Source organism: Paraburkholderia bryophila, assembly GCF_013409255.1.
Taxonomy (GTDB): Bacteria; Pseudomonadota; Gammaproteobacteria; order Burkholderiales; family Burkholderiaceae; genus Paraburkholderia.
The window spans coordinates 380,289-400,633 of record NZ_JACCAS010000002.1 but is presented as its reverse complement, the minus strand read 5'-3'; the positions used below and the strand labels follow the sequence as shown (position 1 = coordinate 400,633).

The window sequence follows — 20,345 nt, the reverse complement described above, 5'->3', positions numbered from 1 at the left end:
GCGCGCGGCGCGCGCCCAGGCCGTGCGGATTAGAACGAGTAAATCAGCTGCGTGCCGAGCAGGTCGTTGGACTTGCCGTACGAGCCGTCGTTCTTCAGGAACACCTGCTTGTTGGCCCAGTCGTGCCGGTATTCCACCTTGACCGTAATCTGCTGGGTCGGATAGAACAACACGTCGAGCGAGACGTCCTGATGGATGGCGCCCTTGCATTCGAAACCGAGGCCGCCGTTGCTCTTCGAATTGGCCAGACAGTCCGCGCCGATACCGAAGCCGTCCGCGGTGTCCATGCCGTTCGCGTTCAACGCGACGCCACCACCGCCACCACCGTTCTTGCTGTCGACCAGCACGTCATAACGCGCGGTCAAACCCATGCGCCCGACGCCCGGCAGCGAGAACTTGCGATGCGCCAGCAACGACAGACCGTACCACTGGGCCTGGCCGCCATTGAAGGCGGCATTCTGCTGCTGGCCGTAGTCGACTTCGGCGTTGTACTGGACGTCGGCCTGCGTATAGGCCAGATCCGCTTCGCCGAAGAAGAACGTGCCATACGGGTTGGTCGACTGACCGCCGACTCCATACACGCCCGGCAATACATTGCCGCTCGGGTCGGTGGCCGCCGCCAGCGTCTGACGACCGATATTGAACGAGCCGCCGATATCCAGCGCGCTCGACCAGGTGTAGTCGACGCGAGCCGTGAAGGTCGGGATCTTGTTGCTGCTCGTGATCGGATCGCCCATCGCATTTGTGCCGGTCTGTACCACCGAACCGTACGTGCGGTACTGCTCGTTGCCGAGCATGAACTTCCATGCCCAGTTGCTGCCGTCGCCCGTGTAGTTCAGGCCGACGCCGACATAGCTGCCCGGATCGGAGAAGTCGTACAGCAGGTTATGCGTGAGCGTCAGCATCTGATTCGACTGCTGCACTTCATAACCGCCGAAGCTCGGCATCAGGCCGGCCACGAAGGTCGTGGTCGCCGTCATCGGAATCGTCACCACCGCCGTGTTCAGGAGGTTGTTGCCGATATTGCCGTGTTCGTTCTGCAGCAGCGTGATGCCGTTGCCGCGGTTCGGCATCAACGTGATTTCGGCCGACGGCGCCATCGGGCCGACACCGAAGGTCTTCTTGATGTCGAGGTACAGATCGCCGAACGTGCTGTTGAAGTAGTTGTAGCTGCTTTCGTGGTTCGCGAACAGGAACGACGAACTGCTTGCCGCACGGTTATAGATGTAGGTCGGATCGATATAGCCGGTGACTGACAGGCCCGCGAGCGGTCCAGTGTTGGCGGCATCGACCAGCGAATCGACTTTCAGTTGCTGGTTGGCGATCTGCTGCTTCATCGTGTCGACCTGGTCGTTGGTCAACGAGGCGCGCGCCTTGCCGTAGTCAGGCGACGAAATGTCGACCGGCGCCTCGGCCACGGCCGGAGTAGGGGCCGGAGCCGCCACCATCGCCGCATTGGCCTTCGGTTTGGTCGCCACTTCCGAGCGCAACTGCTTCACTTCCTTTTGCAGTGCGTTGAGTTGGGCCTGGAGCGCCTTGATCTGGTCGCTGGTAGCGTCCGCCATGGCCATGCCAGGCAAACTCCCCGCCACCAACAGACAGATGAGCTTCTTTCTCATGCAAATTCTCCTTATTGGTCGTATTGCAAAAGGACTTCTTATGCGCGTGCCGTATCGAGCGGTTTACGTACGGCGGCTTGTTGTGGTGCGGACGGTAAAGGGTCGGCGGCTTCGGCGAGAGCAAACGCCTGCTGCATGTCGCGGTTGCGCTTACGCTCGCGGACCTGCATCCAGCGGTTCACGGCGATCACGCCGATCGTCACCGTGGTGATGAAGATCGTGGCGAGCGCATTCATTTCCGGATTCAGGCCGAGACGCACCCGCGAGAACACGACCAGCGGCAGCGTGGTCGAACCGGGACCGGAGAGGAACGCGGACAGCACGAGGTCGTCGAACGAGAGCGTGAACGACAGCAGCCAGCCGGACATCAGGGCTTGCGAGATCAGCGGCAGCGTGATCAGGAAGAACACCTTGAACGGCGTGGCGCCGAGATCGAGCGCGGCTTCTTCGAGCGACTTGTTCATCTCCTTGATACGCGACTGCACGATGATCGCCACGTAAGAGACGCACAGCATCACGTGACCGATCCAGATCGTGAAGAGGCCGCGGCCCTTCGGCCAGCCGAGCATCTGTTCGAGCGCGACGAACAGCAGCAGCAGCGAGATACCCTGAATCACTTCAGGAATCACGAGCGGTGCGTTGATCATGCCGGCGAACAGCGTGAAGCCGCGAAACCGTCCGAAGCGCGCCAGCACGAAGCCGGCCCACGTGCCGATCACGACAGAGGCAAATGCGGTCATCAGACCGATCTTCATCGAGAGCCACGCGGCGTTCAGCAACTCGTCGTCCTGCAGCAGCGCGCCGTACCATTTGAGCGAGAAGCCGGACCAGACGGTGACGAGCTTCGACTCGTTGAACGAATAGACAATCAGGCTGAAGATCGGGATATACAGAAACAGAAACCCGAAGGTCAGCACGCTATTGGAAAGCGTTCTATTAGGCTTGATCATTTCGCGTCCTCCAGTTCCTTGACCTGGTAGTACTGGAACACGGCCATCGGCACGAGCAGCAGCAACACCATCGCGACGGTGACGGCGGAAGCCATCGGCCAGTCCATATCGTTGAAGAATTCATCCCACATCACACGGCCGATCATCAGCGTGTCGGCGCCGCCGAGCAGTTCGGGAATCACGTACTCGCCGACCGCCGGAATGAACACCAGCAGACTGCCGGCGATAATGCCGTTCTTCGACAGCGGCAACGTGATACGCGTGAAGGCGGTCCACGGTTTGCAGCCCAGGTCGTAGGCCGCTTCGAGCAGCGTCAGATCCATCTTCACCAGATGCGCGTACAACGGCATCACCATGAAGGGCAGGTAGGAATAGACCATGCCGATATAGACGCCAATATCCGTGTGGTAGAGGCGCAACGGCGAATGAATCATGCCGATCGCCATCAGCGTGTGATTGAGCAGACCGTCGTCCTTCAGGATGCCGATCCATGCATAAACGCGAATCAGGAACGACGTCCAGAACGGCAGCATCACGCCCATCATTAGCAGGTTGCGTTTGGCCGGTTCCGAGCGGGCGATGTAATACGCGATCGGGTAGCCGATCAGCAGGCAGAAGAAGGTCGAGACACCAGCCATCTTCAACGAGCTGATATAGGTCGCGACATACAGATCGTCCTGCAGCAGGAACGCGTAGTGCCCCAACTGGATCGCGAAGTGCACGATGCCGTCTTTGATCGTCATCAGATCCGTGTAGGGCGGAATGCCCAGACGCAGATCGGCGAAACTGATCTTCAGCACCAGCACGAACGGCAACGCGAAGAACAGCGTGAGCCACAGGAACGGCACGCCGATCACCGTTGTGCGGCCCGACGGCACGAACATCGCGAGGCGTTTTTTCAGCGCGCCGAACAACCGGCTGGCGGGCGGCGCGCCGAGCGCCGAGGGGGAGGAGGTGGGATGGCTCATTGCGTCAGCACCACGCCGCTAGCCGGCGACCAGTAGACGAACACGTCGTCGTTATAGGACGGCGCACCTTCGCTCATCAGGTGCGAGCTGGAGAGATTCGACACTACGGTCTTGCCGCTCGGCAGGCGCACGTGATACAGCGAATAGCTGCCCATGTAGGCCACATCCGAGACCACGCCGCGCGCCCAGTTGTGCGGCGTCGACGGTTTGTCGAGCGACACCTTCACGCGTTCCGGGCGCACCGAGATGCCCACCGGCATGCCGAGCGGGCCGGTAATGCCGTGGCTCACGTAAATGCGCGATTCGAGCTCTTCGCTTTCCACGAAGATGTGATCCGGTTCATCCGCGACGACCGTGCCTTCGAACAGATTGGTCGAGCCGATGAACTCGGCGGAAAAGCGGCTATTCGGAAACTCATACACCTGGCTCGGCGAACCGATCTGCACGATGCGGCCTTCGCTCATGACCGCGAGCCGGCCGGCCATGGTCATTGCTTCTTCCTGATCGTGCGTGACCATCACGCAGGTCACGTCGACCTTTTCGATGATGTTCACCAGTTCGAGCTGGGTCTTCTGGCGGATCTTCTTATCGAGCGCCGACATCGGCTCGTCGAGCAGCAGCAGCTTGGGGCGCTTGACCAGCGAACGGGCGAGCGCCACACGCTGCTGCTGGCCGCCTGACAACTGGTGCGGCTTGCGCTGGGCGTACTTGCTCATCTGCACGAGATGCAGCGCGTCGGCGACGCGTTCCTTGATCTCGTTCTTCGGCGTGCCTTCCTGCTTCAGGCCGAAGGCGATGTTCGCCTCCACGCTCATGTGCGGGAACAGCGCATACGACTGGAACATCATGTTGACCGGCCGCTTGTATGGCGGCATCGCGGCGAGATCTTCGCCGTCGACGAAAATGCGCCCGGACGTGACCGTCTCGAGCCCCGCGAGCATGCGCAGGAGAGTGGACTTGCCGCAGCCTGAGCTGCCGAGCAGCGCGAACAGTTCGTTCTTGGCGATGCTCAGATTGACATTGTCGACAGCGACGCTGTCGCCGAATTTTTTAACGACGTTTTCGATGCGGACGAACTCCTCCGGTTTCGATTTTGTCGCTACTGCGGGGCGGGCCATCTGGGTGGCGCCGGCTGCGCTTTTTGAAGTCGTCGAGTTCATGATGTAACCATTCCTTGCGGACCGCGAGCGCAAGTGTCTCCCTGCGAGACGCGGGAGGCGTCTCGCAACGTACGCTGCGATCGGAATACATGGGACTGCGCGCGGCTGGGACGCTATAGCGCGCAGGCTGACTGCCGTTACTGCCATTCATGCGCTCAGGGTTCGAGCGATCCCTGAGCGCGGGATCAAGGTTTCATATTGCTGGTTTAATCAATGACCGGTTTTAAGCTGCGCCCAAAGACGGTTTTCAAGGCGCAGAATATCGGTCGGCATAGGTTTCATCAGCGTCATTTTGCTGAGTACGTCGTCGCCCGGATAAACGGTCTTGTCCTGAACGACGGTCGGCGTCACGAACTGGCGCGCGGCCTTGTTCGCGGTCGGGTAGAACACTTCGTTGGTGATCGCTGCGTTGACCTTCGGATCTTCAATGTAGTTGATCCACTTGAGGGCGGCTTCGGCGTGCGGCGCATCTTTCGGGATCACCATCACGTCGAACCACAGCAAGCCGCCTTCCTTCACGTTCGAGAACTTGATCTGGTACGAACGTTTCGCTTCCTCGGTGCGGCGGCTCGCGATGCCGACGTCGCCGGACCAGCCCACTGCGACGCACACGTCGTTATTGGCGAGATCGTTGATGTAGCCCGACGAGTTGAATTGGGTAATGTAAGGGCGGACTTTCTTCAGCACTTCGAATGCAGCCTGATAGTCGGCGGGGTTCGTGCTGTTCGGGTCCTTATGCATGTATTGCAGCGTCGCGGCGAATACGTCGACAGCCTGGTCGAGGAACGATACGCCGCAGCCTTTCAGCTTCGAGAGGTTGGCCGGATCGAACACGAGGGCCCAGCTATCCACCGGTGCATTGGCGCCAAGCGCCTTCTGCACGGCTTGCACGTTGTAGCCGATACCGTCGGTGCCGTAGGCCCAGGGCACACCGTACTGGTTACCTGGGTCGGCGTCGGCAATCATCTTCATCAGCACGGGGTCGAGATTCGCGAGGTTCGGCAGTTTCGATTTGTCGAGCTTCTGATACACACCCGCCTGAATCTGCTTGGCCATGTAGTTCGACGTGGGCACCACGATGTCGTAGCCGGAACTGCCTGCGAGCAGCTTGGCCTGCAGCGTGTCGTCGCTATCGTAGTTGTCGTACTTGACCTTGATGCCGTCCTGCTTCTCGAAGTTCGGAATCGTGTCCTTCGCGATGTAATCCGACCAGTTATACACGTTCAGTTCCGTGTCGGCCGCAAGGGCCGGCGTAACCGACAGCGCCGTAAAACCCGCGAAGGCGAGCAGCGCGGCCCCCGCGACCGCATGACGAAGATGACTAACGCTCATGGTTTTTTCCCTTGATGTGAAGAACCGGCATGAGCGTGAGATGTGGGTGCTCATGCCGGAACGGACTGCCGTTACGAAATACCGAGTTGTTGTGCGGTCGCATCGATGGCTTTTTTGGCCTTCGTGACGATCTCGTCGATTTCCAGCTTATTGATCACCAGCGGCGGCGACAGGAGCATGCGGTCGCCGGTGGCGCGCATGATCAGGTTGCCGTTGAAACAGAAGTCGCGGCAGATCGTGCCGACGTCGCCGCCGTTCGCGAAGCGCTTGCGCGCCTGCGGGTCTTGCGCGAGCTGCAGACCGGCCACCAGACCCGCGCCGGAGATTTCACCGATGATCGGATGATTGGCGAAGGTGTCGCGCAGCTTCTTCTGGAAGTACGGACCCGTGTCGGTTTTGACGCGCTCGACGATCTTCTCGTCGCGCAGCAGCTTGAGGTTGGCGACCGCGACCGCGGCCGCAACCGGATGGCCCGAATAGGTGAGGCCGTGGTTGAAGTCGCCGCCTTCGATAATGACCTTGGCGACGCGGTCATGCAGACCGACCGCGCCCATCGGCACGTAGCCGCTCGTCAAACCCTTTGCCAGCGTGATCAGATCCGGCTCGAAACCGAAGTGCTGATGCGCGAACCATTCGCCGGTGCGGCCAAACCCGCCGATCACTTCATCGGCCACGAGCAGAATGTCGTATTTGCGGCAGATGCGCTGAATTTCCGGCCAGTACGTGGAGGCCGGGAAAATCACGCCGCCCGCGCCCTGGAAAGGCTCACCGATAAACGCGGCCACATTGTCCGCGCCGATTTCGAGAATCTTCGCTTCCAGTTGTTGCGCGCGGGCCAGAGCGAATTCTTCCGGCGTCAGATTGCCTTGCGCTTCGCCGAAGAAATACGGCTGATCGATATGCACGATGTTCTCGACCTTCGAGGGCATCTGCTCGTGCATGTAACCCATGCCGCCGAGCGTGCCGCCCGCGATGGTCGAACCGTGATAGCCGTTCTTGCGCGAGATCACGACCTTCTTCGACTGCTTGCCTTGCGCCGCCCAGTAGTGGTGGACGATGCGCAGCACCGTGTCGTTGCCTTCCGAACCGCTGTTGCAGTAGAAGAAGTGGTTGAACGGCGCCGGCGCGAGTTCGGCGAGCAACGCCGACAGTTCGATCACCGGCGGATGCGTGGTCTTGAAGAAGGTGTTGTAGAACGGCAGTTCCTGCATCTGCTTATACGCGGCGTCGGCCAGTTCCTTGCGGCCATACCCCACGTTCACGCACCACAGGCCCGCCATCCCGTCGATCACCTTATTGCCGTCCGAATCCCACAGATACACGCCTTCGGCCTTGACGATCACGCGGCTGCCGCTGCGGTTCAGCGCGCCCATATCCGAGAACGGATGGATGTGATGCGCGGCGTCGAGCGCGCGGTATTCGGCGGTGCTGCGTTGTTGCTGCGCGGCCGGCGCGCTGGCTTGCACGGCCGGTTGTACGTACGCGACTTCTTCTGTTCTGTAGCTCATACTGCCTCCAGTTTTTCTTGCGTTTGCCTTAGACGTGCAGCAGCAAATGCCGGCGTTCCCACGAACTGATCACGCGGAAGAACGCTTCATATTCGGTTTCTTTCAGTGCGAGGTAGGCCTTCACGAACTTCTCGCCGAGTACTTCGGCGATCGGCTCGCAGGCGCCCATCAACGTCAGGCCCTCTTCGAGATTGCGCGGCAACTGGTACGGCAATTCGTAACCGTCGCTGAGCAGCGGCTCGGTGGCTTCGAGGTTCTGCGTCATGCCGAGATAGCCGGCGGCGAGCGTCGCGGCGATCGCCAGATACGGATTGCAGTCCACGCCCGGAATGCGGTTTTCGATGCGGCGCGCAGCCGGCCCCGAATGCGGAATCCGGAAACCCACCGTACGGTTGTCGTAACCCCACGCCACATTGATCGGCGCGGCCATGAAGCGCGACAGACGGCGATACGAGTTGATGTACGGCGCGAAAATCGGCATCAGCGCCGGCGTGTACTTCTGCAAACCGGCGATATAACCGGTGAACATTGAAGTCGGCTTGCCGTCCGCACCGGTGAACAGGTTCTGACCAGTTTCTTCGTCGACCAGGCTCTGATGCATGTGCATCGCCGAACCGGGTTCGCCTTCCATCGGCTTGGCCATGAAGGTCGCGTACATCTTGTGGCGCAGCGCGGCTTCCCGCACCGTGCGCTTGAACAGGAACACGCTGTCGGCCAGCTTCAGCGGATCGCCGTGCATGAAGTTGATTTCCATCTGCGCGGCGCCGACTTCGTGAATCAGCGTGTCGACTTCCAGTTCCTGCACTTCGCAGTATGCATAGATGTCTTCGAACAGCGGGTCGAACTCGTTGACTGCTTCGATCGAATACGCCTGACGTCCTGTCTCCGGGCGACCCGTACGGCCGATAGGCGGTTGCAGCGGCAGGTCCGGGTCCTTGTTCATGTCGACCAGATAGAACTCGAGTTCGGGCGCGATGACCGGCTTCCAGCCCTTGGCCTTGTAGAGTTCGAGCACACGGCGCAGTACACGGCGCGGCGAGATCTCGACGGGCGTGCCGTCGAAGTGAACGCAATCGTGAATCACCTGGGCGGTCGGATCGATGGCCCACGGAATCATGCGAATGGTGCTGGCGTCGGGAACGCAAACCATATCCGGATCGGTGACGCCAGTGAGCGTGCCGTCTTCCGGATAGTCCCCTGTGACGGTCTGGATCATCACCGCCTGCGGCAAGCGCATGGACTCGCCGGATTCGAACTTGCTGCGCGGAATGATCTTGCCGCGTGCGATCCCGGCCATATCCGGAATGATCGCTTCGATTTCGGTGACGCGGTTCTTCTTCAGAAAATCGTCGATTTCATGCATTTTTATCTCTCTGTTTTGGTGCGCGACCGGCTCAGGCATGCGTGGCAGCGGCGGATGCCGCGCCATAGCCGGCCTTGGTGCGCATTCGATCGCGGCAGGCGTCGCCGAAGGCGCGAAAGATCGCGGTGGATAACGTGTCGTTGGCATGCTTCCATTCCGGGTGCCACTGCACACCCAGCGCAAAAGCACGCGCTCCGCTCACGCTGACCGCTTCGATCAAGCCGTCCGGCGCGATGGCTTCGGCCGTGAGGCCGGCGCCTAACCGCTCGACGCCCTGACCGTGCAATGAATTCACACGCGCTTCATTCGTGCCGCCCGCGAGGCGCTGCAACAAGCCGCCCTGCGTCAGCGTGATCGAATGCGACGGTGCGTATTGCACGTCGAGGTCGTCTTCCTTGTTCTCGCGATGGTCGTTCAAGCCGGCCACCGCGTGAACGCTTTGATGCAACGTCCCGCCGAACACCACGTTCATTTCCTGGAAGCCCCGGCATACGGCGAGTACCGGCACACCGGCGGCGATCGCCGCGCGCAGCAGCGGCAGCGTCGTCGCATCGCGTGCGGCGTCGTGCAGCGTGCCCGGCGCGCTGGGCTCGCCGCCGTAGCGGTGCGGCTCGACATTCGAATAGCTGCCGGTAAAGAACAGGCCGTCGACCGTCGCCAGTACCTCGGCGGCGGACTGACGTTCGCCGAGCGCCGGCAGCAGCATGGCCAGCGCCTGCGAGCCGTCCACGATCGCGGCGACGTACTTTTCGCCGACCACATGCGATGGGTGGACTCCCATCATCGTTCTGTCGGCGCTAATGCCGACCAGGGGTTTGTTTCGCATAGCAGATAGACGTGTGTGTTCCCCGCGGGACGCGGCACGAACAACGTTAAACACAGCGCGGCACGATTCCGCAGCCGGACGCAGAGCGTCAAGCCACCGGGGTGGTGCAGGCGGTGGGCGTTTGCGAAAACGCGCCGCGCGTGGTTTTAGGGCGAGTCGTTCGATTCAGTCCGTTGCGGTGCACTAGCAGCCGGAGTCGCGTGAAATGCATGGGCGGCAGACAGCACCGCACACGCGGGAACGCAGGGCTCCAAAGAGAGCGCGCTCACGCAAACGGATGAATCGAACGACGAAAAAGGGGGGAGGCGCTACGGCAGCAGCGACGCGACTTCGTCCGTGCGAACGGCAATGAAGGCACGCGCGGAGATAGAGTTGTGACGTCGAACAGAACGGCGGGACAGGATCGTGAAGACGGACAGAAAGCGGCGGAACGCAAGGCTGCCGTTGCTGCCGTCGGCGATGGCGCCGTCAGCGCGAGGACAACTCGCCTGACTACGATTCCATCTCACCAAAGGGCCTCGGACTCTCACGATTACACTCGACTGGCGGCGTTGAAAGTATTGAACGGCCTGCTCGAAATCCGCACGAGGCGTTTAAAGAAACAGGACGCTGGGTTGATCTTCTCTTACCGGTGCGAACCGGGTTCGCTGCGCCGCAAAACACCCTTTCGGGTTCCGTGACGTTGCTATGAAGATCGCCTGTGAACCAGCATATACGAGCCAATAATGCCGTCAAATCATTTTTATAAAAGATTTATCAGGGCTTTCCCGGGGGGCTCGCTAGAATCCCAGCCGGTGGGAACATTCGTTGCGCAAGTCATATTTCGGAATCCTTTCAGGGTTTTCCCCAGCGGCGCAACGATTAAAGTGGCTAGAATATTCAACACTCGCGGGCACATGTTGCCCGAGTCCACGCGCCCGATCGTCTTCCATGTCAGAGAACCTAGCGATGTCCATAGAAGTAGCAACCCGTCTGCAGTACATCCGCAAGAAGAACGGCTTGTCCCAGCGTGAACTCGCGAAACGGGCGGGGGTGACCAACGGCACGATCTCGCTGATCGAGCAGAACCGTGTGAGCCCGTCGGTCGGCTCCCTGAAGAAATTGCTCGAATGCATACCCATGAGTCTCGCCGAGTTCTTCACCTTCGAGGTGGAAGTAGAACGATCGGTCGTATCGCGCCGTGCGGACATGCCGAACCTCGGCAATGAATCGATCGAGTTCTATCTGGCGGGCTCGAGTATCAAAGACCGCAACATGGGCATTCTGCGCGAGGTCTATCAGCCGCTGTCGGACACCGGTCCGGAAATGCTGGAGCACGCGGGGCACGAAGGCGGCGTGGTGGTCCGCGGGCAGCTCGAACTGACCGTGGACGGCGTCACGTGGCTGCTCGATCCCGGCGACAGCTATTACTTCGAAAGCCGTTTGCCGCACCGTTTTCGCAATCCTAGCGCGGAGCATCTCTGCGAGGTCGTGTCGGCCAATTCGCCGCCCACGTTCTGAAGACTCCGCGCCAACGCGCCACGCCGCAGTTCAACACCGCATGAAGTCGATGCCGGTCTGCGTCGAGCGCATAACATTGAGGCATCCTGATGGACAAGCAATCTCTCGCTTTCTGGCAAGACAAAGCCGCTACGCTTTCAATCGAAGGCCGCGCGTTTATCGACGGCGAATACCGTGACGCGGCAGGCGGGCGCACGTTCGACTGCCTGAGCCCGATCGACGGCAAGCTGCTCGCGAAAGTCGCCGACAGCGGCGCAGCCGACGTCGACGCGGCCGTCGCCGCCGCGCGCCGGGCGTTCGACTCCGGTGTGTGGTCGGGCTTGAATCCGCGCAAGCGCAAGGCGGTGCTGCTGCGCTGGGCCGCGTCGATCCGCGAACACATGGACGAACTGGCGCTGCTCGAAACGCTCGACGCCGGCAAACCGATCGCCGACACCACCTCGGTGGACGTGCCGGGCGCCGCGTATTGCGTCGAGTGGTTCGCCGAAGCGATCGACAAGGTGGGCGGTGAAGTCGCGCCGGCCGATCATCATCTGGTCGGGCTGGTCACGCGCGAAGCGATCGGCGTGGTGGCTGCGGTCGTGCCGTGGAATTTCCCGATCCTGATGGCGTCGTGGAAATTCGGCCCGGCGCTGGCGGCGGGTAATAGCGTGGTGCTCAAACCGTCGGAGAAGTCGCCGCTCACGGCGATCCGTCTCGCGCAACTCGCGTTGGACGCCGGCATTCCCGCCGGCGTGTTCAACGTCGTGCCGGGCGCGGGCGAACCGGGCAAGCTGCTCGCGTTGCATCAGGACGTGGACTGTCTCGCGTTCACCGGCTCGACGAATGTCGGCAAGCTGATCATGCAGTACGCCGGTCAGTCGAACCTGAAGCGCGTGTGGCTCGAACTCGGCGGCAAGTCGCCGAACATCGTGATGCCGGATTGTCCGGACATGGACCGCGCGGCGAACGCGGCGGCCGGGGCGATCTTCTACAACATGGGCGAAATGTGTACGGCGGGCTCGCGCCTGCTCGTGCATCGCGACATCAAGGAAGTGTTCCTCGACAAGCTGATCGCGGCGGCGCGCAGCTATACGCCGGGCAATCCGCTTGATCCGAAAACGTCGATGGGCGCGATCGTCGACAAGGTTCAGCTCGAACGCGTGCTCGGCTATATCGAAGCGGGCCGCGCCGAAGCGAAGCTGCTGCTGGGCGGCGCGCGCGTGAAGGAAGAGACGGGCGGCTTCTATATTGAGCCGACCATCTTCGAGATCCCGGCCACGGGCGCGAAGGTGGCGCGCGAGGAAATCTTCGGGCCGGTGTTGTCGGTGATTACGTTCGACACGGTCGAAGAAGCCATCAAGATCGCCAACGACAGCGAGTACGGTCTGGCGGCCGCGGTCTGGACGTCGAATCTCACGACCGCGCATGAAGTGTCGCGCAAACTGCGCGCGGGCACGGTGTGGGTCAATTGCTACGACGAAGGCGGCGATATGAATTTCCCGTTCGGCGGTTACAAGCAATCGGGCAACGGCCGCGACAAGTCGTTGCACGCGTTGGAGAAGTACACCGAGCTGAAGTCCACGCTGGTGCGGCTGCGCTAAAGGATTCGCAAGCCAGCGCGGTGCTGTGCGTGACGCGCACAGCACCGCGTTCCCAATGAATCCGAAGCCGGAGGTTGCGCGCACAACGGGAAGCTTCGCGCGCGGCGCCGGTATGTTTATCAGGTGTCAGGTCATCCATGACTGAACTCGTCTATGGCGACGGCGCAATCCGCCGTTCGTCGCTTTATGGCTCGTCGATCGAAAACACCTATGCAGGTGTGTTGTCGTTCATGCGCCGCAAGTACACCCGCGAACTCGACGGTGTCGATGTCGTTGTTTCCGGCGTGCCGCTCGATCTGGCCACCACGTTTCGCTCGGGCGCGCGGCTCGGCCCCGCGGCGGTGCGCGCGGCCAGCGTGCAGTTGTCGGAACTGCATCCGTATCCGTGGGGTTTCAATCCGTTCGACGATCTTGCCGTGACCGACTACGGCGATTGCTGGTTCGACGCGCACAACCCGCTGACGATCAAGCAATCGATCGTCGAGCATGCGCGCACGATTTTGCGTTCGGACGCGAAGATGCTGACGCTCGGCGGCGATCACTACATCACCTATCCGTTGCTGATCGCGCACGCGGAGAAATACGGCAAGCCGCTTTCGCTGATTCATTTCGACGCGCACTGCGATACCTGGGCCGACGACAGTCCCGACAGCCTGAATCACGGCTCGATGTTCTACAAGGCGGTGAAGGACGGCCTGATCGATCCGAAGACCTCGGTGCAGGTCGGCATTCGCACGTGGAATGACGATTTCATGGGCATCAATCTGCTCGACGCCGCGTGGGTTCATGAACACGGCACGCGCGCGGCGGTGGAGCGGATCACGTCGATTGTCGGCGAACGTCCTGCGTATCTGACCTTCGATATCGACTGTCTGGACCCCGCGTTCGCGCCGGGCACGGGCACGCCGGTGGCGGGCGGATTGTCGTCGGCGCAGGGGCTGGCCATCGTGCGCGGACTCGGCGCGTTGAACCTGGTGGGCGCGGATGTCGTGGAAGTGGCGCCCGCATACGACCAGAGCGAAATCACGGCGATTGCCGCCGCGCATATCGCGTGCGATCTGCTGTGTCTGTGGCGGCAGCGCAAGGTAGGCGCCGCACGCATTGCGTAGGCGTTTTTTGTTTCGGCAAGACCGGCGTTAGCCCATCGATGAAGATCGACCGGGCTGGCGCCGGCCTTCGCGCAAACCCAGCGTGTAGACGGCCAGCGCGCCGCTCATTAGCGCGAGTTGCCACATCAGCATGTCGCTGCCGCGCGCTTTCATTGCGAATCCTGCGCCGAGCGGGCCGACGATCGAGCTCGCGGTGAACGTGAGCGACACCAGCCGCATATTGCGCGTCAACGCGGCTTTTTCGCTGCAGGCTGCCGCGACCATCCCGAGCGTGATGTACGCACTGTTCATGCCACCGAGCAGCACCGCGCTCGCGGCGGCAAGCGCCGATGCCGGCGCGGCGGTCGCGAAACCGCCGATAGCCAGCGTGCTGAGCGCTGCACACACGATTACCGCAGCGGCCAGCCCCGCACGATCCGCAAACCAACCCACCGGAAATTGCAGCGCCATGCCGCCGACGCCGAACAGCATCAGCAGCGTTGCCGTTTGCGTGGAGGAGAGACCGTGCGCGTCGGCGAACAGGGGAAACAGGCCGTAGAGCGCGCCGTCGCCGATGCCGCCGGCCGCGACGACCACCATGCCGAGGCTGACCAGCGGACCGATCGGCATGCGCCGGTCGCTTCGTGCGGGCTTCAGCGGCTCTGCAGCAGGCCGTTTATCGTCCGATGCGGTCAGCCATAGCGGCAACGCCGCAGCGAGCGTGAAGGCCGCGCCTGCCGCGAAGATGACGCGCCCGTCGACCGCGCACCACGCGGCCAGCGCGGGACCGACGATGCCGGCCGTGGCGATCAGCGCCTCATGCACGCCGACCACGCGTCCGCTCGATGCCGGCGGCACGAGGCGATAGAGCCAGGTTTCGTTGGCGATCCAGCGCAGGCCGATGCCGAGTCCGGTCAGCAGACCGGGCACGAGCCACAGCGGCCACCCCAACTCGCCGATGGTGGCGAACGCAACGAGTGTGGCCGCGAGCCCGAGCGACACCGTGCGCTTCGCGCCGATGCGCGCGGTGAGCCACGGCGCCATCAACAAACCGCCCAGCATGCCGGCCCATTGCGCGGCCGAGAACAGACCCGCGCGCGGTGCGTCCAGGCCACGCTGTGCGAGCCAGACGGGCAGCACCATGAAGCCGATGCCGAACTGGCCGATCTGCGCCAGCGCCGACACGGCGGTCAGCGCGGCGATCGCCGGCCAGCGCACCGCCGCCGTGGCGGCAGTCATGGACTGCTCCGTTCGGGCATCGGCAGGCCCTGTTCGCGGCATTCCACCGGACAGCCGGCCTTCAGGCACGGCCCGTCGTCGCATAGGCGGCACAACTGCATGGCGTGCGCGGGGTCGCGGGTTTCGCTATAGAGAATCTTGATCAGCAGGCTTTCCAGCACGTCGCGCTCGCTGTCGTCGAGCCGCCCGACCACGCGTTGCAGCATCCTGTCGCGCGCCGTACGCAGGCGTTTGACTTCGCGTTTGCCGTCCGCGGTCAAGGAAAGGGCGACGGCGCGTTTGTCCGCCCCGGCGTTTTTCTCGACGAGGCCCGCGTCGACCAGGCCTGCCACGGCGCGCACGGCGGCGGGATGCGACAGATCGACCGCCTCGCGCAGTACTTCAATCGATGAGTCCGGATATTGGCCGATCGCGTTGAGCATGGCTCGCGCGGTGGGGCCGGCGAGCGCCGCCGCGTCGGGCGGCGCGTTCATCTCGTCGGTGACCAGCAGGGCGAGCACGCCGAGCAGGTTTTCTGTGCGCTGCGTCATGGGGAGACCTCAGTGTGTGCAACGTGCATATATGCATGTTGCACACATTGAGTGGCGAGCGCAAGGGGATTTTTAGCGCGGCCGCATGGCGAACGGCTGCTTAGTCCGCGAGTCTTGCACGCACCGTATATTCGCCCTCGTTGCCTTCATCTTCGATCAGATGAGCCTTCGCGGTATAGAAATCGGGCGGCAGCGGTTCTACCGGATAGCCGCGCTTTTCCCACGCGTCGAGGCCACCCTTCAGCGCGCGAATATGGTGAATATTCTTGCGATGCAACTGGTTGACGATCCGCTTGGCGGTCGCTTCGTTCGGGCAAACGCAGTAGACGACAATCGGCCGCTTCAGCAGCTCGGGACGAATCGGCTCAGGTGAATCGAGATCCAGCGGCAGGGCGCCGGCAATCCGGTGCGATTCCTTCTCGCGCACGCTGTGCGGTCTGGCGTCGAAAATCAGCGGCGGCTCGTTCGACTTCATCAATTCGTCGAGCTGATCCGGCGAGATGCGCGTATGCGCGAGCCAGCGACGAAACTGCAGTCGGCGTACCCAGCGGTAGAGCAGCGCGGCCACGAAGATCGCCGCGAACGCGTCGACGATCGTGCCGCCGTTCTGCCGCACGAGCAGCATCAGTTGCACGATCTGGTCGTGCAGCGCCGCGCCGCCGATCACCCACACGCTCGCCCACAGCGTCGCGCCGATCAGGTCCCACAGCAGAAAGACGCTGACGTTGATCGCGGTCGTGCCGAGTAGCGGCGCGGAAATCAGGCCGAGCCCCGGCAGGAACTTGGCGACGGTGAGGATCGGCGCGCCGTGCCGTTCATACGTATTGCGCGCGACCCGCACCGTGGTGTCGAGCGACAGCGAGAAGCGCACCAGATAGTTCAGCAGACGCCGGCCGTAGGCGCGGCCGGTGAAGAACCAGAGCGAATCGGCGATCAGCGTGGCGGCCACGGCGGCGAACACGACGCTCGCATACGAGGTCTGTCCCATGGCCGCCATCGTGCCGCCGAGAATCAGCATCGGAGCGGCCGGAACCGGCAGGCCGAGTTGCGTGACGAGCACGCTCATGAAAACGGCCCAAACGCCGAGCGAGGGTGGAATCGCCCCTGGAAAATGCCACACAACCGCGCTCCTGGGAATGCAGTAAGGAAGGTGTAACCGGCCGTGCCCTGGCGGCGCGCCGTGAACAGGCCGCGCAGGTTCCGTTCCAGCGCGACGGCGTGCAGTGTACCTGCTCGGCCATTACGCGGGCAGGGCACGGTACGGCAAAAGGCCGATTTAAGCACAGGCAGGAAAAGGGTGCTGTGAGGTTGCCCGAAACGACGTGCGCGACGGCGCGAGCGGCCGGTTGTTAGAATCGTCGGCGTAGTTAATCGAACACAGCGCGAATACAACGGAGACATGCAATGACCCAAGCCAGCCCGATCAGCCGCTATCCCGTGCCTGAGCCGAATGAATGGCCGGACGATATCCGCGCGCGCATCCTCGACGTGCAGGAAAAAGCGGGGTTCGTGCCGAACGTGTTCCTGACGCTCGCGCACCGGCCGGATGAATTTCGCGCGTTTTTCGCCTATCACGACGCGTTGATGCTGAAGGAGGGTGGGCTCACCAAAGGCGAGCGCGAGATGATCGTGGTCGCCACGAGCGCGGTGAACGAGTGCCTGTATTGCGTGGTGGCGCACGGCGCGATTCTGCGCATTTATGAAAAAGCGCCGCTGCTGGCGGATCAGGTCGCCGTGAATCACCGCAAGGCGGATATCAGCGCGCGCCAGAAAGCGATGCTCGATTTCGCGCTGAAGGTGTGCCGCGCGTCAGGCAGCGTCGACGAAACCGACTTTCACGCGTTGCGCGAGCAAGGCTTCACCGACGAAGACATCTGGGACATTGCCGCGATCACGGCGTTTTTCGGTCTGTCGAACCGCATGGCGAATGTGATTTCCATGCGGCCGAACGATGAGTTCTTTTTGATGGGGCGCGTGCCGAAAGCGGCGGGGCAGAAGACGAAGGGGTAGCGCCCGCTCACGCCCCCGCCGGTTCGGCGCGCAGCGCGGGCGCGTTGACCGTGGCGTCGTCGATCGGGAAGTGCAGCATCGCGGCGAACAGCCCGGCGGCGACGGTGGCTTCCCACAGTAGCGAATACGAGCCGGTCAGATCGAACGCCAGGCCGCCGAGCCACGCGCCGAGAAACGAGCCCATCTGATGGCTCAGAAAGCAGACGCCGAACAGGCTGCCGAGATGCCGCGTGCCGAACACTTTCGCGACCAGTCCGCTGGTGAGCGGCACGGTGCCGAGCCAGGTCAGGCCCATCACCGCGGCGAAGACGATCACCGACGTGGACGTTTTCGGCAGCACGAAGAACGTGCCGATCGTCGCGCTGCGGATCAGATACAACCAGCCGAGCACATGATGCTGACGGTAGCGGCCGCCCAGCCAGCCGCACGCCCAACTGCCCGCCATATTGAACAGGCCGATCAACGCGAGCGCGGTCGCGCCGAGACCGACGGGCATATGACAGAGCGTCAGATACTCGGGCAAATGCGTAGCGATGAACGCGAGCTGAAATCCGCAGGTGAAGAAACCGAGCGTCAACAGCCGGTATCCTCGATGCCGCAGCGCGAGACCCAGCACCTTGCGAAGTGGTTCGGCGGCGGTTTCCGGCGCTGGCATGCCGGTGCGCGCACGACGGTCGAGTACCATGCCGAGCGGGGCGACCAGCAGCATCAGAAAGGCCAGCAAGAACAGCGACGCGGCGATCCCCCAACTAAGCCGCACGCCTTGCGCAAGCGGCACCATCAACACCTGGCCCACGGAGCCGCCGGCGCTGACCAGGCCCATCGCCATGCTGCGTTTTTCCGGCGTGGCGATGCGACCGACCGCCGGCAATACCACGCCGAAGGTCGTGCAACTCACGCCAATGCCGACCAGCAATCCCATACCGATGATCAGCATGGCGCCGCCTGGCGCGACCGCAGCGAACGCCAGGCCTGCGGCGAACGTCGTCGCGCCGAATGCGACCACCGGCGTCGAGCCGTAACGATCCGCTGCGGCGCCCGCGAATGGTTGGGCGAAACCCCACACCAGGTTGTGCAGCGCAATGGCGAATGCGATCTGCGTGACGGGCAGGCCGCGGTCGAACGAGAACGGCCCGATAAAGAGCCCGAAGGTCTGGCGGATGCCCATCGCCGCGCTCAGCACGAGCGCGCCGGCGAGGATCACGAGAGTCGTCGGGTTGAAGATTGGGGCGAAGCGTTTGCTGTGGGTCGTGGACATGGTTCTGATCTCCTTCGACACCATGGTCGCAGCGAGCATCAGAGGCGGCAAAAGAAAAGATTTTGATGACAGGTGAGTGGCACTCACTTGTGCGTTTGCGGCGGCTAGAGCGAGGCGCTACACGCTGAGCGCGACGAGGTTCGTAGCTCGTGGTTCGTATCAGGCGGCTTCGGATTGTGCGTCGAACTGTTCCGCCTCGCTGACCAGCCAGCGTCTGAAATCAAGCAGCTCCGGGCGGCGCTCCGCGTTTTCCGCGCTGACCAGCCAGTAGGCCGTGTCCGACGCGATCGTTTCCGCGCGGGCTTCGACCAGTGAGCCGCTGGCGAGATCGCTATCCACCAGCGGCCGACGTCCGAGTGCGACACCAAGGCTCATGCTGGCGGCTTCGAACGCGAGCTGGATCGTGTCGACGCGTAAGCCGTCGGCGGTTTCGATATCGTGCGCGCCGGTCGCGTCGAGCCACGCTTGCCAGTCTTCGCTCGCTGCGTTCACGTGAATCAGCGTCGCGCGTTGCAGGTCGAGGTGGCCGTGCGCGTCGCGCAGATTCTCCAGGTACGCGGGGCTGCACACCGGCACGAGGCGCTCGCCGAACAACCGCGTCCACGCAGCGCCGGCAACCGGTGAACGGCTCATGCGGACCGCGAAATCGAAACCGTCGACGGGGAAACCCACCTGCCGATGCGAGGTGTCGACACTCACATTCACATTCGGCCAGTGTGCGCGAAAATTCGCGAGGCGCGGCAGCAGCCAGCGCGACGCGAAGGTCGGCGCGCAGCTCAGCGCGATGGGACGATTCGCGCGATGGTTCGGTAGACGCTGCGTGCCGATCGCGATCAGCGAGAACGCCTCGGACACGTACGACAGATAATCCGCCCCCGTCGCGGTCAGCGAAATGCCGCGCGGTTCGCGCACGAACAACTGGACGCCGAGCGCTTCTTCGAGGCCGACGATGCTATGACTCACCGCGCTCGGCGTGACGTGCAACTCGGCGGCGGCGAGCTTGAAACTTTGATGCCTGCCGGCGGCTTCGAACAGGCGAAGCGCCGGCAGAGGCGGCAGACGAAGCGGCATGATGCATCCTCTCAGGACGACGCGCGGTGCCGTTGCGCAGCGGGCGCGCGGGCTGTTTCTGGGCAGAAGGATACCTTGCTCGGGGCGTGCGGTTGTCGTGCGGTCGGCTCGGTGCGCGGATAGCTCGCGCCGGAGAGGGCAACGTTAAAGCTGATGGAATGCGAAAAAATTAATTGAGGGTGTCGATTTGCTGGCGCGTTGTTCGTCGTGTGGGTATAGGGGAGAGTAAATTCAGTCGCTGCATTTTGAGCGGGACGTGGAGTCAAGCCAGGTCTTCCGCTCTCTGTCACTTCCCCTGATCCTTTCCCGCAACCGCAACGATCGTGCATGGGAGATAGCT

At 62.6% G+C, this 20,345-nt stretch carries 18 protein-coding genes; 4 read left to right on the top strand and 14 right to left on the bottom strand.

Annotated features, from left to right (window positions below):
• Window positions 1–29: 29 nt before the first annotated feature.
• The 9 genes from GGD40_RS23075 to GGD40_RS36990 all read right to left on the bottom strand — a co-directional run bounded on the left by GGD40_RS23075 (window position 30) and on the right by GGD40_RS36990 (window position 10,256).
• On the bottom strand, window positions 30–1,619 hold the full coding sequence (locus GGD40_RS23075) for a DUF3138 family protein (RefSeq protein ID WP_179745213.1): 1,590 nt from the start codon (window positions 1,617–1,619) through the stop codon (window positions 30–32).
• Between the two features lie 38 nt (window positions 1,620–1,657).
• A complete protein-coding gene (locus GGD40_RS23070; protein WP_179712735.1) occupies window positions 1,658–2,569 on the bottom strand; it encodes an ABC transporter permease subunit in 912 nt (303 codons plus the stop codon).
• Window positions 2,566–3,537 carry an ABC transporter permease subunit gene (locus GGD40_RS23065; RefSeq protein WP_179745212.1) on the bottom strand — a complete coding sequence of 324 codons (972 nt, stop codon included), beginning with the start codon at window positions 3,535–3,537 and terminating at the stop codon, window positions 2,566–2,568. Before GGD40_RS23065 ends, GGD40_RS23070 begins: the two co-directional genes overlap by 4 nt.
• Window positions 3,534–4,697: an ABC transporter ATP-binding protein gene (locus tag GGD40_RS23060; RefSeq protein WP_179712737.1), complete on the bottom strand. Its 1,164-nt coding sequence runs from the start codon at window positions 4,695–4,697 to the stop codon at window positions 3,534–3,536. Before GGD40_RS23060 ends, GGD40_RS23065 begins: the two co-directional genes overlap by 4 nt.
• A gap of 210 nt (window positions 4,698–4,907) precedes the next feature.
• Complete coding sequence (locus GGD40_RS23055) at window positions 4,908–6,029, bottom strand: polyamine ABC transporter substrate-binding protein (RefSeq protein ID WP_179712738.1); 1,122 nt, start codon at window positions 6,027–6,029, stop codon at window positions 4,908–4,910.
• Window positions 6,030–6,100: 71 nt separating this feature from the next.
• A complete protein-coding gene (locus GGD40_RS23050) occupies window positions 6,101–7,537 on the bottom strand; it encodes an aspartate aminotransferase family protein (protein WP_179712739.1) in 1,437 nt (478 codons plus the stop codon).
• Window positions 7,538–7,565: 28 nt separating this feature from the next.
• Window positions 7,566–8,900 carry a glutamine synthetase family protein gene (locus tag GGD40_RS23045; RefSeq protein WP_035563483.1) on the bottom strand — a complete coding sequence of 445 codons (1,335 nt, stop codon included), beginning with the start codon at window positions 8,898–8,900 and terminating at the stop codon, window positions 7,566–7,568.
• Between the two features lie 31 nt (window positions 8,901–8,931).
• Complete coding sequence (locus GGD40_RS23040) at window positions 8,932–9,726, bottom strand: gamma-glutamyl-gamma-aminobutyrate hydrolase family protein (protein ID WP_179712740.1); 795 nt, start codon at window positions 9,724–9,726, stop codon at window positions 8,932–8,934.
• Between the two features lie 308 nt (window positions 9,727–10,034).
• Window positions 10,035–10,256: a hypothetical protein gene (locus GGD40_RS36990; RefSeq protein ID WP_171983793.1), complete on the bottom strand. Its 222-nt coding sequence runs from the start codon at window positions 10,254–10,256 to the stop codon at window positions 10,035–10,037.
• A gap of 418 nt (window positions 10,257–10,674) precedes the next feature.
• On the opposite strand from GGD40_RS36990, the gene GGD40_RS23035 reads away from it, so the two are divergent.
• The 3 genes from GGD40_RS23035 (at window position 10,675) to speB (ending at window position 13,918) form a co-directional block, all read left to right on the top strand.
• Window positions 10,675–11,226 (top strand): cupin domain-containing protein, encoded by a 552-nt coding sequence (locus GGD40_RS23035; RefSeq protein WP_035558221.1) that lies wholly within the window; start codon window positions 10,675–10,677, stop codon window positions 11,224–11,226.
• Window positions 11,227–11,315: 89 nt separating this feature from the next.
• On the top strand, window positions 11,316–12,809 hold the full coding sequence (locus GGD40_RS23030; RefSeq protein WP_179745211.1) for an aldehyde dehydrogenase: 1,494 nt from the start codon (window positions 11,316–11,318) through the stop codon (window positions 12,807–12,809).
• 137 nt (window positions 12,810–12,946) lie between these two features.
• Window positions 12,947–13,918, top strand: a complete 972-nt coding sequence (gene speB / locus GGD40_RS23025; RefSeq protein ID WP_179745210.1) for an agmatinase — start codon at window positions 12,947–12,949, stop codon at window positions 13,916–13,918.
• A 27-nt stretch (window positions 13,919–13,945) separates the two neighbouring features.
• On the opposite strand, the gene GGD40_RS23020 is transcribed toward speB, so the two are convergent.
• From GGD40_RS23020 to GGD40_RS23010, 3 genes are all read right to left on the bottom strand, one after another.
• On the bottom strand, window positions 13,946–15,136 hold the full coding sequence (locus GGD40_RS23020; protein ID WP_179745209.1) for an MFS transporter: 1,191 nt from the start codon (window positions 15,134–15,136) through the stop codon (window positions 13,946–13,948).
• Window positions 15,133–15,666, bottom strand: coding sequence for a MarR family winged helix-turn-helix transcriptional regulator (locus GGD40_RS23015; RefSeq protein ID WP_179712744.1), 534 nt, complete (start codon window positions 15,664–15,666; stop codon window positions 15,133–15,135). The genes GGD40_RS23020 and GGD40_RS23015 overlap by 4 nt, the downstream gene beginning before the upstream one ends.
• 100 nt (window positions 15,667–15,766) lie before the next feature.
• A complete protein-coding gene (locus GGD40_RS23010) occupies window positions 15,767–16,786 on the bottom strand; it encodes a VTT domain-containing protein (RefSeq protein ID WP_179712746.1) in 1,020 nt (339 codons plus the stop codon).
• A 284-nt stretch (window positions 16,787–17,070) separates the two neighbouring features.
• Here GGD40_RS23010 and GGD40_RS23005 point away from each other — a divergent pair, with 284 nt between their 5' ends.
• Entirely contained in the window at window positions 17,071–17,676 is a 606-nt protein-coding gene (locus GGD40_RS23005; RefSeq protein WP_179745208.1) for a peroxidase-related enzyme, read from the top strand.
• Window positions 17,677–17,683: 7 nt separating this feature from the next.
• On the opposite strand, the gene GGD40_RS23000 is transcribed toward GGD40_RS23005, so the two are convergent.
• Together GGD40_RS23000 and GGD40_RS22995 are read right to left on the bottom strand one after the other, a co-directional pair.
• Window positions 17,684–18,934: an MFS transporter gene (locus GGD40_RS23000; protein WP_179745207.1), complete on the bottom strand. Its 1,251-nt coding sequence runs from the start codon at window positions 18,932–18,934 to the stop codon at window positions 17,684–17,686.
• Window positions 18,935–19,093: 159 nt separating this feature from the next.
• Window positions 19,094–20,005, bottom strand: a complete 912-nt coding sequence (locus tag GGD40_RS22995; protein WP_179745206.1) for a LysR substrate-binding domain-containing protein — start codon at window positions 20,003–20,005, stop codon at window positions 19,094–19,096.
• Between the last annotated feature and the right edge of the window lie 340 nt (window positions 20,006–20,345).